The organism is Streptomyces sp. NBC_00370, assembly GCF_036084755.1.
GTDB lineage: Bacteria > Actinomycetota > Actinomycetes > Streptomycetales > Streptomycetaceae > Streptomyces.
Map to the genome: position 1 here is coordinate 7,543,730 of NZ_CP107968.1, position 13,059 is coordinate 7,556,788.

Below are 13,059 nucleotides of genomic sequence, written 5' to 3' on the forward strand. Positions count from 1 at the left end.
CGGTCCTCCACCGGTGCCGAAGCACCACGGTGTGAACCTGTCCCCCTATGCGTGCGGTACGCCTGATCGCCGGCACGTTTCCCGCGTCATCCGATCAGGGCAGGGACTTCGTGCGGCAGGTCCGCGACCGTGTCGAAGACCTCGGCCAGTCCGGTCAGGCGCAGCAGCCGCAGCACGGCGGAGTCGTGCACGACGAGCCGGATACCGACACCGCCGCGCAGGAGACGCTTGCGCGCGCGGCACAGCACCGACAGCCCGCTGCAGTCCATGAATGTCACCGGGCGCAGGTCCACGACCAGCTCGGTGCGCGGACGGGCGGTTGCCGCGTCGAGTTGAGCGGACACTTCCGGTGCGGTGAACAGGTCGATCTCGCCCTGCAATGTCAGCACTTCCATGGCAGTTCGTTCCGTTCCAGGTTCATGAGCAAAGCGGGCCTGGTCACTACGGTTTCCGCCGCGGTGTCACGGTGACTGTTCGACATGACTGGCAGGTCCGTGAGCGGTGGCCGATGTGAGCACGTCGTCGGTGCGAAATCTGAGTTCTCCTGTCACTTCGACGACACCGTCGACGCTCTCGCAGAGCCGGATCACGAAGGGGATCTGGCTGCGGCTCTGGACGACGCCGACCAGGGTCACCCGCCCGTCGACGACACGGACGGCCACGTCGGTGGGGGTGATCCCCAAGGTGCGGTCGAGGACGTCCCCGCTGATCTCCTCGCGGATCGCGTGGTCATGACGCAGGAAAACCCGCAGCAGATCAGCTCGGCTGACTATGCCGACCAGCCGGCCGGCCTCGTCCACGACCGGTAGGCGCTTGACCTTGCGGCTGTCCATGACCCGCGCCGTCCGGACGACCGTCCAGTGGCGCTCGGCCACGACTGCGGGGCTGGTCATCAGGCGGCCCGCAGTGGTCGCCGCGGCACGGTCGCCGGAGGTTGGGCGAACGGACAGCGACCCGACCGGATCCGGTCGGCCGGCCTCGGCGCGCAACAGGTCCGCTTCGGACACCACGCCCACCGGGTGATCGGTGCCGTCCACGACGGGCACCGCGCTGATGTCGTACTCACCCAGCAGCTTGACGATGTCCTTGAAGGGCGTGTCGACGCGTGCCCGTGCCACTGAAACGGTCATCAAGTCGCCCACGGTGCGGTACCTCATGATGCTGCCTTCCTGCCGGCGTGCGGGACCTTTCCCGCACTGTCCGTCATCGCCCCCATCCGGCATAAGGGCCGATCGGGGCAGCACCCCGGGCCCCAAGGGGTACGCGGACGGCTACGCCCGGCAGACGGGACACGGGGTCCGACCGGCCCACCGGTTCGGCACCCGGTGGCCCTGCCGTCGCCCGCCCATCGCGACCAGGATCGGCACAGCAGTGACGGGCAACGTGAAATGGACGACTGCGATGACTGTGACACCCGAATCCCGCACCGAGCCGTGGACCGCGACATGGCGAGGGCAGCTTTGGCGCGACCGCGTCGACGTCCGCGACTTCATCCAGGCCAACTACACGCCGTACGAGGGCGGCCCCGCGTTCCTGAGCGGCCCGACCGACCGTACCCTCGCGGTGTGGGCAGGGGTCTCGGCCCTCTACCCGGAGGAGCGTGCCCGGGGCATCCTCGACGTCGATGCGGCCACCCCCTCGACCATCACCTCGCACGCCCCCGGATACATCGACCGCGACCGTGAACTGATCGTCGGCCTACAGACCGACGCCCCGCTCAAGCGCGCGATCATGCCGAACGGCGGTCTGCGCATGGTCGAGAACAGCCTGCGCGCGTACGGCTACGAGCCCGACCCGTTCGTCACCAAGGTGTTCGGCACTTATCGCAAGACGCACAACGACGGGGTCTTCGACGCCTATACGCCCGAGATGCGCCGCGCCCGCAAAGCGGGCCTCATCACCGGCCTGCCCGATGCCTACGGCCGCGGCCGGATCATCGGCGACTACCGCCGCGTCGCCCTCTACGGCACCGCCCGCCTGGTCGAGGTCAAGCGGGCCGAGCGTGCCCTGCTGGACGAGCGACCGTCCACAGCCGACGTCATCCGTGACCGCGAGGAACTGGCCGAGCAGATCCGGGCGCTGGGCGAGCTGGACCAGATGGCCGCTGCTTACGGCTGCGACGTGACCCGCCCCGCAGCCACCGGCCGCGAGGCCATCCAGTGGCTGTACCTCGGCTACCTCGCCGCGGTGAAGGAGCAGAACGGCGCGGCGATGTCACTGGGCCGGACCTCCACCTTCCTGGACGTCTACCTCCAGCGGGACCTCGACGCCGGCAACATCGACGAGACCGGTGCGCAGGAGCTGATCGACGACTTCGTCATCAAGCTGCGGATCGTCCGCTTCCTGCGCACACCCGAGTACGACGCGCTCTTCTCAGGTGACCCGACCTGGGTCACCGAGGCCGTCGGTGGAATGGGGACCGACGGCCGCCCCCTGGTCACCCGTACCTCCTTCCGCATCCTGCAGACCCTCTACAACCTCGGCCCCGCGCCTGAACCCAACCTGACCGTGCTCTGGTCACCATGGCTCCCGGAGGGCTTCAAGCGGTTCTGCGCCCAGGTCTCCATCGATACCAGCGCCATCCAGTACGAGTCCGACGACCTGATGCGCCCGCGTACCGGCGACGACACCGCCATCGCCTGCTGCGTATCCGCCATGGCGGTGGGAAAGCAGATGCAGTTCTTCGGGGCCCGGGTCAACCTCGCCAAGGCCCTGCTCTACGCGATCAACGGCGGTCGCGACGAGAGGACCGGCGAGCAGATCAGCCCGCCGGCGCAGCCGCTCACCGGTGAGTATCTCGACTACGACGAGCTGTCCGCCGCGTACGACCGCACACTGGACTGGCTGGCCGCCACCTACGTCGACGCGCTCAACGTCATCCACTACATGCACGACAAGTACGCCTACGAGCGGCTGGAAATGGCTTTGCACGACTACCCGGTGCACCGCTTCATGGCCTGCGGCATCGCCGGCCTGTCCGTCGCCGCCGACAGCCTGTCCGCCGTCAAGTACGCCCGGGTCAAGGTGATCCGGGACACGACCGGCCTGGCGGTGCGCTACGAGATCGCGGGCGACTGGCCCGCGTACGGCAACAACGACGACCGTGCGGACGACCTCGCAGTGGGCCTGGTCGAGTCGTTCATGGCCAAGATCTCCCGCCACCCGACGTACCGCGGCGCCGAGCACACCCAATCGGTGCTCACCATCACCTCCAACGTCGTCTACGGCGCGCACACCGGTAACACTCCCGACGGGCGCCCCGCAGGTGCACCCTTCGCCCCGGGCGCCAACCCGATGAACGGGCGGGACCTCCACGGGGTGATCGCCTCCGCGATGTCGGTCGCCAAGATCCCGTACGACAAGGCTCGTGACGGGATCTCCCTGACGTCCACCGTCACCCCGGAGGGACTGGGCCACGACCCCGCCGAACGCGCGGGGAACCTGGTGGGCATCCTCGACGGATTCACGGCTGCCGGCGGCTTCCACCTCAATGTCAACGTCCTGGACCGGGTCACCCTCGAAGACGCCATGGAGCACCCCGAAAAGTATCCGGACCTGACCATCCGGGTCTCCGGATACGCCGTGAACTTCGTCCGCCTCACCCGCGAGCAGCAATACGACGTCCTCAGCCGCACCTTCCACGGCGCCCGATGAGCACCGGCCCCGGAACTCGGGCCGTCCGTACCGGGATCGGCGGGCGGATCCACTCATGGGACGTGTCGACCGGCGTGGACGGCCCCGGCACCCGGTTCGTACTCTTCCTCAGCGGTTGCCCTCTGCGCTGCCTGTACTGCCAGAACCCCGACACATGGCACATGCGCGAAGGCCGGCGCGCCACGGTGGACGAGGTCATGGCAGAGATCACGAAGTACCGGGACTTCCTGACGACCGCCGGTGGCGGAGTCACCCTCAGCGGCGGCGAGCCGCTGCTCCAGTCCGCCTTCACCGCCGAGGTGTTCCACCGCTGCCGCGAACTGGGCCTGCACACCGCGCTGGACACCTCCGGTTCCCTCGGCGCCCGCGCGACCGACGACCTGCTCGCCGACACCGACCTGGTCCTGCTCGACATCAAGGCCTTCGACATTCCGACCTACCGCAGACTCACCGGCGGTTGCCTGGCCCCCACACTCACCTTCGCCACCCGCCTCAACAAGCTCGGTGTCCCGGCCCGGATCCGCTACGTCCTCGTCCCCGGCTGGACAGACGACCGGCGCGCGATCGACGGTCTGGCCGCCTTCGCCGCCGGGCTCGGCAACGTCGAACGCGTTGACGTCCTGCCGTTCCACAAACTCGGCACCATCAAGTACGAGGCCCTCGGCCTCTCGTTCCCCCTCCGCGACACCCCCGTACCCGACCCCGCGCTCATCGAACGAGTACGCGGCCAGTTCCGCGAGCACGGTCTGCCGGCGATCTGACCTCCCGGCACGGGGCGCGGGGCCGGTCGGCCCCCGAAGAAGGACCCGCGGCCCCTGCTCCCGCGCGGCGGCAGCCGCGAGGCTGGCGGCCAAACGCCTGAAGGAGGCCGAAGCCATGATGCGTAGCGTTGTCACAGGTCTGGATGGTTCACCCGAAAGCCTGTCCGCAGCCGACTGGGCAGCTCGCGAGGCCATCAGCCGCGGGCTGCCACTCCGCCTGATCCATGCTTGGGAATGGCAGCCCTACAACTACGACACAAGAGGATCACTGGCCGGCGCCGATGAGACGCGCCACTGGGCCGAGCGGATACCTCGCGAGGCATCGGCCGCACTACGCCGCCGCTATCCGCAGCTGCCGATCACCGCGGACCAGGTCGACGGCCCGGCGGTCCCCACCCTGTTGGCCGCCGGCGCGGAGGCCGAACTTCTGGTGCTCGGATCGCGCGGCTTGGGCGCGCTGGCCGACTTCCTGATCGGCTCGGTGGCGCTTGAGGTCGTTGCCGCCGCGTCACGGCCGGTGGTGCTCCTGCGCGGCGGCGAGCCGGCGGAAGACGAGCAGCGGCACGCCGAAGGCGCTCGACCGTCGAAGCCTTCCGACAGCCGGGACGTCGTGCTCGGGCTCGACCTGGAGCGCCCCGCTGACGCGGTGATCGCCTTCGCCTTGGACGCCGCGTCCCGTCGCACGGCCACCCTGCGTGTCGTCCACAGCTGGTATCCGCCGGCGATATACGGCTACGCACCGGTGGGTGTGCCTGCGGACCTAGGTGTCGAACTGGCGGCGGACGCGGCAGACGCGTTGACGCAGACGCTGTTGCCGTGGCGGGAGAAGTTCCCCGACACCGAGGTGATCGCCGACGTCCGGATGGGCAGCCCGGCCCCGGTGCTGGTCGAGGCGGCGTCCGACGCTTCGCTGCTGGTCGTCGGCCGCCGCATTCGCAGTTCGTCGATCGGCTCGCACATCGGCTCCGTGACACACGCGGCGATCCACCACGCGAGGGCCCCCATCGCCGTCGTCCCGCACGACTGAGACCGCCCTCAGCGAGCCACCGGGCTCGGCGGCGGCGACGGACCCGCAAGGACAACCGGTCAGCCGACGAAGGCCGCCTCCAGGGGCGTTACGGCCGGGAGTTCGCTGTGGTGCGCTGTCACTGGGGAGTCCGGCACAGTCACGACGGGGCAACGAGACTCGCTGACGCACGCGCGGGTCACAGGACCGAGCACGGTCGGCGATCCGTCCTGGTAGAGGCTCTGCCCGAGTGCCAGCAGCAGGGCGTCGTCGGTGTAGCGCAGAAGTACCGGCACCGGCGGCCCCTCGGTCAGCGCCGCCCGCACATCGGCGCCCGGATGGGCCGTCAGGACAGCCGACACGGCGGCCTGGACCAGCCGCTGCCCGGTGGCCCGATCCTCGGCCGGCGTACGACGGTCGGTCACAGTCGCGTACGGCGCGCGGAGACGTCCCGACGGCTCCCAGGCGTGAACCATCACGAGAGGCACATTGAGCTTCGCCGCCTCGACCACGGCCCATTGCAGGGCAGCGAGAGACGCGCGGGATCCGTTCACCCCCACGACAATCGGCCGTGCTCCGGCAAACTCCGGCACGTTGGTCTCTTGGATGTTCATGTCTCCACGATGGTGCGACAACCGATCCGACGGCTAGAGCCGATCGACTCGCTGAAACGGATTAGCGACCACTCCGCAGGAGGAGTGCGGCCCGCGTGAGCGGGGCCGCCAGGCCTGCGACGGGGGGCCAAGCGGCCCTACCGGGAGACGACCTGACGTGGCGAGGATGGATGTATGGACTACCACGACGGATTCCGCGAGCTGGGTGATCAAGAGTGCCTGAGACTAATGGCGACGGCCTCTATCGGGCGCATGGTCTTCACGCGCCACGCCCTGCCCGCGGTCCTGCCCGTCAGGTATGTCCTGGACCACGATTCCGCGATTGTCGTCCGTACCTCCAAGGCTTCTCCCATGGTCGTCGAAGTAGACAACGCAGTAGTCGCCTTTGAGGCGGATTGCTTTGATGAAGACGCCCGAAGCGGATGGAGTGTGGTCGTCACTGGTCGGGCCGGGCTGGTGAGGGACCCGGGTGAATGCAGGAGGCTGCGCGCGCTGGACACGCAATCCTGGGCGAACCCCGCGGGGGAGACATATATCAGGATCGCGTGCGAACTCGTCGCGGGGCGGTCGCTTGAACGTCCACCGGATGCCGAGCCGTCGCAGGCAAGACGATCACGGGATATTGCGCACGGAGTGTGCGACCACCTCTGCTGAGGAGCAAGGCCATGGCAGTTCTGATTTTCCTTCTGGTCATCGCGGTCATCGTGGGCATCGTGGCTCTCGCGATGGCGGTCAAGGTGGTCAAGCAGTACGAGAAGGGTGTGCTGTTCAGGTTCGGCAGACTGGTGGGGACGCGTTCGCCAGGACTGCGGCTCATCGTTCCGTTCGTCGATGTCCTTCGCCGGGTGTCGCTGCGGATCGTCACCATGCCCATTCAGTCCCAGGGCATCATCACGCGGGACAACGTGAGCGTCGACGTGTCGGCCGTCGCCTACTTCCGGGTGGTCGACGCCGTGAAATCGGTGATCGCGATCGAGAACGTGCGCACGGCGATCGACCAGATAGCGCAGACGACTCTGCGCAAGGTCGTCGGCCAGCACACGCTCGACGAGACGCTGTCGGAGACGGACCGGATCAATCTGGGCATACGCGAGATACTCGACGTGACGACCACCGAATGGGGCGTTGAGGTCACCCTGGTCGAGCTCAAGGACATACAACTACCGGACAGCATGAAGCGGGCCATGGCCCGTCAGGCGGAAGCTGAGCGGGAGAAGCGAGCGAAGATCATCAATGCCGAAGGTGAATCGATGGCAGCCGCCGCACTTGGCGATGCCTCGGACATCATGATGGAGCACCCGCTCGCGCTCCAGCTCCGCAACCTGCAGAGCCTGGTCGAGATAGGCGTCGACAAGAACACGACCGTCGTCTTCCCTGCCCCGCTGATGAGCACCATCGGCGAACTCGGCTCCTTCCTCGCCCGTGAGACCGCCGCCGCTGCGATCCCCGCGTCGCCGATCGGCGCCGCGAAGCCCGCCCCCGCACCCGTGCTGAACGGTGCCGGCGCGTCGGTGTGATCGACCGCCGGCGCCCTGGTGCCCCAGCGGCAGAGAGCACACAGACCGTGGGCGCACTCGGTCTCCGTGGTCGCCGGAAGATGCGGGTCCCCGAACCACCCGTAGCCAGAAGGGCGAAAGGGATCCGAGCCGGAACGCCGGCCGGCCGCCACCGCCGAGCCGACCATGCGCGCATGATCCGCACGATTCGTACGTGAGGCCCGATCACAATCGATCAGTAGGAGTTCCGATGGTGGATCAACTCGTAGACGAGACCGGCCGGATCGTCGTGGGAGTGGACGGTTCCGCGGGTTCCGAGGCCGCACTGCGCTGGGCGTTGGCGCATGCCCGGCAGATGAACGCGTCGGTCGAGGCCGTTGCCGCTTGGCAGTACCCCGACATGTACGGCTACTCCTGGGGGTACTTGCCGTCCATGCCGGACGGTGGAGACTTCTCAGCGTCCGCCGAGAAAGTGCTGGAAGAAGCCGTTGCGCGCGTGAAGGACCAGGTCAGCACGACGACTGCGGTGACGACCCGGGTGATCGAGGGACACCCGGCTCAGGTGCTCATGGAAGCTTCGCGCGACGCCCGGGTGCTGGTGGTCGGAACCCGGGGACACGGCGCCTTCGCCGGTGTCTTGCTCGGTTCCGTCAGCCAGCACTGCGTCCAGCACGCGCCCTGTCCCGTCGTCGTCGTTCCGCGATCGGACGCGGGCGACGCCCCAGTAGCCGGGTGACTTCGCCGAGTACACGGCCGGCCGAGCTCTTCCGCGACTTGCGGACCTCGCGGCAGGGGCTGGCGAGCAAGGAAGCGGCTCGGCGTCAACTGATCTACGGACCGAACGAGTTGACGCGCCGTGGGGGTCGTCGCTGGCCCCGTGAACTGCTGACCCAGTTCACGCAGCCAGTGGCGATCCTGCTCGCTCTGGCAGCCGTTCTGGCCTGGGCTCCGGAGGTGCGGACCGGGCAGTTGAACCGCACGCCTTGATGGCGGTACTCAACATCCCTACGCCATGCCTCCCTGGCTGGCCTGGAGTCCGGCTGGCCGGGTTGTCCTGGAGGGGGACCGGCCCGTTGAGACGCTCGGACCGGAGCTTTGGATCTCAAGGGTGGCCGGTCCGGCCGTGCAGCATGCGCAGCAGGTGGTCGAGGACGCGTCCGCCGCTGGCGCGAAGCCCGTCGTGCTCGTACTCGTTGGTCGCCCACAGCCGCAGGCCCCTGATGGTCTCGGCGGTCTGCAGCGAGTACGCGGCATCGACGTACATGTCGTCGAGGTAGACGGCGGCGGCCACGGGGACGTCGTTCGCGGCCAGGCGCCGGGGATCGTAGAGGTCGGGCCAGTCCGCGCGGGCGAACAGCGTTTCGGCCGCCTCGCGCAGGGGTGCGAGACAGGGCTGGTCGAAGTGGGACGGGTAGGTCATCTCGCCGGTGAACAGCATCGGGTCGTCCCCGGCCAACGCTCTGCGCGCGTCGAACTGGGGGAACTCGCCGCGCACCCGCTGAGCCGCCCAGTTCGTCGCGCCGGTGCCGCGCTGGGCGTAGGAGAGTTCATGCATGAGCGGGTTCAGCGGCAGTTGGATGTAGCTGAGGAAAGCCGCTGCGCGGTCGAGGAAGCCGTCGGACAGCTCCGCTCCGGCCCAGGCGTCTTCGAGAAGGTAGTGCAGCACGTCCGCGCCGTCGCTCATGCCGAGCATCAGCCCGAGCGACTGGAAGGCCTCGACGGTGAGCAAGGATCCGTCCGGCATGGGGGCCGGGCGCTCGATCAGGTGAGCGGCGATGCGGCGGACCGGGGCGGCGTCCTGCGGGTACCGGCGGTAGTACGCGGTGTTCTTGCGGTGCACGCGCGGATAGGCGGCGCGGTAGACCTCGTCCGCGGTGACGCGCAAAGCGGGCAGACCGCCGGTGATGATCGCCTCGCGCAGGCCCTCGGGAGCGAACGAGAGGTAGGTGACGGTGCACATGCCGCCGAAGCTCTGGCCGAGCAACGACCACGGTTCGTCGCTCAGCTCGCGCCTGATCAGTTCGGCGTCGCGGACAATCGCGTCGGCGCGGAAATGGGTGAGGTAGTCGGCCTGCGCGGCGGGCCCGCCACGGGCCGGGAGCGTTTGACGGGTGATCGGACTGGAACGGCCCGTGCCGCGCTGGTCGAGCAGGAGGACGCGGTAGTCGTCAAGCGCGCGGTCCAGCCAGGAGTCCCGGCCGACCGGCCGCGGCGGCCGCATGCCGGGGCCGCCTTGCAGAAACAGCAGCCAGGGAAGCCGCTCGCGCTCGCGGCCGGTGGCCACGACCTCGCGAGCGTAGATCTCGATGTGCTCGCCGTCCGGACGGTCATGGTCGAGAGGGACGGAGAAGAGGTGATCGGTCAGCGTGAAACCGGGCATGGAAGGCTCCTTCGCAGGAATGGAGTGATCTTGATTCGGGCGCTGCTTTCGGTGTACGTCAAGCACCCTCGCGGCCTCAAGCGTGCCTCGGCTGCGCGAGGATACTGATGGCGTTGGCCGCGATGATCGCCGCGATACTCAACCAGGCCGCCACGTCGAGCTTCTGTCCCAGAGCGAACGCACCAACGGCCGCGGCGAGCACCGGGTTGACGCTCATGAACAACCCGAACGCCTCAGCGGGAACGCGGCGCAGCGTGAACAGGTCCGCGAGGAACGGCACAGCGGAGGACAGGACGCCGGCCGCGACAGCCGCACCGAGCGCCCCGGCGGACGGCGTGTGGTGTACCGCGACGCCGGCTCCGACGGGCAGGAAGACCAAGGCGGACAGCACCGCTGCGGCGGCCGATCCCTGTGCCCCGGGGATGCGCTGCCCGACGGAACGGTTGAGAAGGATGTAACCGGCCCAGCCGGCAGCGGCGAGCAGACCGAGCCCCATGCCGAGGTAATCGGCGGTCGGGCGCGGGCGCATCAGCGCGACGACTCCCGCCACGGCGAGTACGGCGCAGCCCAGGTCCACGCGTCTGCGCGAGCCGGCCAGTGCGATCGTGAGGGGGCCGAGGAACTCCAGGGTCACCGCCAGGCCGAGACCGACCCGGTCGATCGCGGTGTAGAGCGACAGGTTCGTCACACCGAAGTCGGCCGCGAGCAGCAGCACCAGCCCCCACTGGCGCCGTGTGAAGGACCGAAGGCGGGGCCGACCGAGGACGAGCAGCACCGCCGCCGCGACGTACTGGCGGACCGCGACGACGCCGACAGGGCCGAGCACCGGGAAGGCCAGCGACCCGATCGCGGCGCCGAGCTGGGTCGAAAGGCCGCTGGCGAGCATCGTGCAGACCCCGGCGATGGGCACGGAGCCGCGTTTCGTGGGCAGGACGGCGCGGCCTGCTGGGCGAGTGGGGGCTGCTTGCATGCATCGATCCTGTGCCGCGCCGGACCATGCGCAAAATGCATGGAGCCCGCCGACTATACGATTCGGTTATGGATGTCGAGCTGCGTCAGTTGCGCTGCCTCATCGCGATCGTGGACGAGGGCACGTTCACCGACGCCGCGATCGCTCTGGGCGTCTCACAGGCTGCGGTCTCCCGCACACTCGCGGCGCTCGAGAAGCGCCTCGGCGTACGGCTGCTGCGACGTACGTCCCGTGAAACCTCGCCGACCGCGATCGGACTCCGCGTGGTGGCACACGCCCGGCGCGTGCTGACCGAGGTCGACCACCTGGTGCAGGTGGCGACATCGGGCCACGTCGAACTGCGTGTCGGCCACCCCTGGTCGGCACTCGGCCGACTCACACCCGCCTTTCAACACCGGTGGCGGGAATCGCACCCGGAAACACAACTGCACCTGCTGCGCATCAACTCCCCGAGCGCCGGCCTGGCCGAGGGCACCGCGGACCTCGCGGTGATGCGCAGGCCGCTGGAGGACCGCCGCTTCGAGGGCGCCATCGTGGGCCTGGAAACACGCTGGTGCGCGATGGCCGCCTCCGACCCCCTGGGGCGGCGCCGCTCGGTGCGGCTGGCCGATCTCAGCAGCCGCGTCCTGCTCGTCGACCAACGCACCGGGTCGACCAACGCGGAATTGTGGCCCGCGGACGCGCGCCCCGCGACACAGGAGAGCCGCGACATCGACGACTGGCTCACGGTCATCGCCACCGGCCGCTGCGTGGGGGTTACCGCGCAATCCGTCGTTGACCAATATCCGAGGCCCGGCATCGTCTACCTGCCGGTACGCGACGCCGAACCGATCGCCGTACGACTGGTCTGGTGGCGCGACGACCCCCACCCGGCCACCCGCGCCGTACTTGAGCTTCTTACCGAGCTCTACCGCACATGACCGGTCGAGTGTGTATCGAACATGGTCGTGCGGTAGAGCTGAGGCTGTTCGATCAAAGGTGTTGTTCGGAAGCGGAGCGGCCCCTAGGCTCGTTTGTCCATGGGGACGGGAAGCTCCGACGGGGGTCGGCGGGGGTGGCGTGCAGCCCTGGCCTCGCTGATCGGGATCGCAGGACTGGTCGCTTTGGGTGCGCTGTTCGTCGTCGTGCCGGGCGTGGTGGTCGACCACGATCTCGCCGGGGTGGCGGTGGCCCCGCAGGATCGCCTGAGCGCGGTCAGCGACGTGCGTACCACGCTGTTGCAGGTGGTCGGTGGCCTTGTCGTACTCTTCGGCGCGTACGCCACCTGGCGGCAGTTGCGGGTCAGTCAGGAGGGACTGCGCGCCGCTCAACTGGGTTACGTCACCGACCGGTTCAGCCGGGCGGTCGACCAACTCGGCAGCGACAAGCCGGATGTGCGCATCGGCGGCCTGCACGCGCTGTGGCAGATCGGGGAGCAGTCCGCCCGGGACCGCGACGCCGTACTCTCGATCCAGGCCGCGTACCTGCGCACGCACTTGCCCTGGACGTCCACGGGACCGGGATCAGCGGCGAACGTGTCCATCAACGATGTCGCGCCGTTGGAGACCCGTGCCGCGGACGCCCAGGTGGCGCTGACCGCTCTCGGCGTGCTGTGCCAGCATCCCCGCGACAATCCCTGGCTCAACCTCAGCTCCACCGACCTTCGGCGGGCCGACTGCGACGGGCTGTGGCTGCCCGAGATCAACTTTGACCGCTCCTGCCTGGAGGCAGCGGGCTTCTACCACGCCAATTTGACGCAGTCGTCCCTGGTCTCGGCCAACCTGCGGCATGCCAACTTCACGACGGCGATCCTCCGCCGGGCTCGCTGCGTTCTGGCCGACCTGCGCGGCGCGAAACTGGTCAGTGCGGACCTGCGCGACACCGACTTCACCGAGACCAACCTGCGCGAGGCCAACCTTCGTAAGGCAGACGCCCGGGGCGCGGTCTTCCGCAACGCCGATCTCCGCATGGCCGACCTGCGCGGCACCGACCTGACTACGGCTGATCTTCTCCGGGTACGGCTGACCGACGCTCTTGCCAGCGAGCACACCCGCTGGCCGAGCGGCTTCGACCACGCGGGCGCCGGAGTCATCACCACCGACGACCCCGGCCCCGAGCCATCGCCTCTCCTTCAGCCTCCAACGATGTTCTGGCAAGTCCCGCCCCTGAGTTCCGCGCCGTAGCTGTTCCGGGCGCCCG

General features: G+C 68.8%; 14 protein-coding genes. 9 read left to right on the plus strand and 5 right to left on the minus strand.

Annotated elements, in window-relative coordinates; genetic code table 11:
- Positions 1-86 precede the first annotated feature (86 nt).
- Positions 87-395 (minus strand): STAS domain-containing protein, encoded by a 309-nt coding sequence (locus OHS57_RS33465; RefSeq protein WP_328584330.1) that lies wholly within the window; start codon positions 393-395, stop codon positions 87-89.
- A gap of 66 nt (positions 396-461) precedes the next feature.
- Entirely contained in the window at positions 462-1,157 is a 696-nt protein-coding gene (locus tag OHS57_RS33470; protein ID WP_328585223.1) for a CBS domain-containing protein, read from the minus strand.
- Between the two features lie 244 nt (positions 1,158-1,401).
- Between OHS57_RS33470 and pflB the strand changes: the two genes are divergently transcribed.
- The 3 genes from pflB to OHS57_RS33485 all read left to right on the plus strand — a co-directional run bounded on the left by pflB (position 1,402) and on the right by OHS57_RS33485 (position 5,442).
- Complete coding sequence (pflB, locus tag OHS57_RS33475) at positions 1,402-3,654, plus strand: formate C-acetyltransferase (protein ID WP_328584331.1); 2,253 nt, start codon at positions 1,402-1,404, stop codon at positions 3,652-3,654.
- Positions 3,651-4,415, plus strand: a complete 765-nt coding sequence (pflA, locus tag OHS57_RS33480; protein ID WP_328584332.1) for a pyruvate formate-lyase-activating protein — start codon at positions 3,651-3,653, stop codon at positions 4,413-4,415. The genes pflB and pflA overlap by 4 nt, the downstream gene beginning before the upstream one ends.
- A gap of 115 nt (positions 4,416-4,530) precedes the next feature.
- Positions 4,531-5,442, plus strand: a complete 912-nt coding sequence (locus OHS57_RS33485) for a universal stress protein (protein WP_328584333.1) — start codon at positions 4,531-4,533, stop codon at positions 5,440-5,442.
- 59 nt (positions 5,443-5,501) lie between these two features.
- Here OHS57_RS33485 and OHS57_RS33490 read toward each other — a convergent pair whose 3' ends face one another.
- Positions 5,502-6,035: a universal stress protein gene (locus OHS57_RS33490; RefSeq protein WP_328584334.1), complete on the minus strand. Its 534-nt coding sequence runs from the start codon at positions 6,033-6,035 to the stop codon at positions 5,502-5,504.
- A 174-nt stretch (positions 6,036-6,209) separates the two neighbouring features.
- Here OHS57_RS33490 and OHS57_RS33495 point away from each other — a divergent pair, with 174 nt between their 5' ends.
- The 4 genes from OHS57_RS33495 to OHS57_RS37820 all read left to right on the plus strand — a co-directional run bounded on the left by OHS57_RS33495 (position 6,210) and on the right by OHS57_RS37820 (position 8,518).
- Positions 6,210-6,689, plus strand: coding sequence for a pyridoxamine 5'-phosphate oxidase family protein (locus OHS57_RS33495; protein WP_328584335.1), 480 nt, complete (start codon positions 6,210-6,212; stop codon positions 6,687-6,689).
- Positions 6,690-6,700: 11 nt separating this feature from the next.
- A complete protein-coding gene (locus OHS57_RS33500; protein WP_328584336.1) occupies positions 6,701-7,552 on the plus strand; it encodes a slipin family protein in 852 nt (283 codons plus the stop codon).
- Between the two features lie 229 nt (positions 7,553-7,781).
- A complete protein-coding gene (locus tag OHS57_RS33505; RefSeq protein WP_328584337.1) occupies positions 7,782-8,267 on the plus strand; it encodes a universal stress protein in 486 nt (161 codons plus the stop codon).
- Entirely contained in the window at positions 8,264-8,518 is a 255-nt protein-coding gene (locus OHS57_RS37820) for a cation-transporting P-type ATPase (protein ID WP_443043010.1), read from the plus strand. The genes OHS57_RS33505 and OHS57_RS37820 overlap by 4 nt, the downstream gene beginning before the upstream one ends.
- A 115-nt stretch (positions 8,519-8,633) precedes the next feature.
- On the opposite strand, the gene OHS57_RS33510 is transcribed toward OHS57_RS37820, so the two are convergent.
- Entirely contained in the window at positions 8,634-9,911 is a 1,278-nt protein-coding gene (locus tag OHS57_RS33510) for an alpha/beta fold hydrolase (protein WP_328584338.1), read from the minus strand.
- 76 nt (positions 9,912-9,987) lie between these two features.
- Positions 9,988-10,881, minus strand: coding sequence for an EamA family transporter (locus OHS57_RS33515; RefSeq protein ID WP_328584339.1), 894 nt, complete (start codon positions 10,879-10,881; stop codon positions 9,988-9,990).
- Between the two features lie 68 nt (positions 10,882-10,949).
- Between OHS57_RS33515 and OHS57_RS33520 the strand changes: the two genes are divergently transcribed.
- Both OHS57_RS33520 and OHS57_RS33525 read left to right on the plus strand, forming a co-directional pair.
- Positions 10,950-11,801: a LysR family transcriptional regulator gene (locus tag OHS57_RS33520; protein WP_328584340.1), complete on the plus strand. Its 852-nt coding sequence runs from the start codon at positions 10,950-10,952 to the stop codon at positions 11,799-11,801.
- Positions 11,802-11,900: 99 nt separating this feature from the next.
- Positions 11,901-13,043, plus strand: coding sequence for a pentapeptide repeat-containing protein (locus OHS57_RS33525; protein ID WP_328584341.1), 1,143 nt, complete (start codon positions 11,901-11,903; stop codon positions 13,041-13,043).
- Positions 13,044-13,059: the final 16 nt, after the last annotated feature.

Coding starts and splice junctions, on each gene's coding strand:
- OHS57_RS33490 (WP_328584334.1), bottom strand. CDS start 6,035: ATGAACATCCAAGAGACCAACGTGCCGGAGTTTGCCGGAGCACGGCCG.
- OHS57_RS33500 (WP_328584336.1), top strand. CDS start 6,701: ATGGCAGTTCTGATTTTCCTTCTGGTCATCGCGGTCATCGTGGGCATC.
- OHS57_RS33505 (WP_328584337.1), top strand. CDS start 7,782: ATGGTGGATCAACTCGTAGACGAGACCGGCCGGATCGTCGTGGGAGTG.
- pflA (WP_328584332.1), top strand. CDS start 3,651: ATGAGCACCGGCCCCGGAACTCGGGCCGTCCGTACCGGGATCGGCGGG.
- OHS57_RS33495 (WP_328584335.1), top strand. CDS start 6,210: ATGGACTACCACGACGGATTCCGCGAGCTGGGTGATCAAGAGTGCCTG.
- OHS57_RS33515 (WP_328584339.1), bottom strand. CDS start 10,881: ATGCAAGCAGCCCCCACTCGCCCAGCAGGCCGCGCCGTCCTGCCCACG.
- OHS57_RS33525 (WP_328584341.1), top strand. CDS start 11,901: ATGGGGACGGGAAGCTCCGACGGGGGTCGGCGGGGGTGGCGTGCAGCC.
- OHS57_RS33485 (WP_328584333.1), top strand. CDS start 4,531: ATGATGCGTAGCGTTGTCACAGGTCTGGATGGTTCACCCGAAAGCCTG.
- OHS57_RS33510 (WP_328584338.1), bottom strand. CDS start 9,911: ATGCCCGGTTTCACGCTGACCGATCACCTCTTCTCCGTCCCTCTCGAC.
- pflB (WP_328584331.1), top strand. CDS start 1,402: ATGACTGTGACACCCGAATCCCGCACCGAGCCGTGGACCGCGACATGG.
- OHS57_RS33470 (WP_328585223.1), bottom strand. CDS start 1,157: ATGAGGTACCGCACCGTGGGCGACTTGATGACCGTTTCAGTGGCACGG.
- OHS57_RS33520 (WP_328584340.1), top strand. CDS start 10,950: ATGGATGTCGAGCTGCGTCAGTTGCGCTGCCTCATCGCGATCGTGGAC.
- OHS57_RS33465 (WP_328584330.1), bottom strand. CDS start 395: ATGGAAGTGCTGACATTGCAGGGCGAGATCGACCTGTTCACCGCACCG.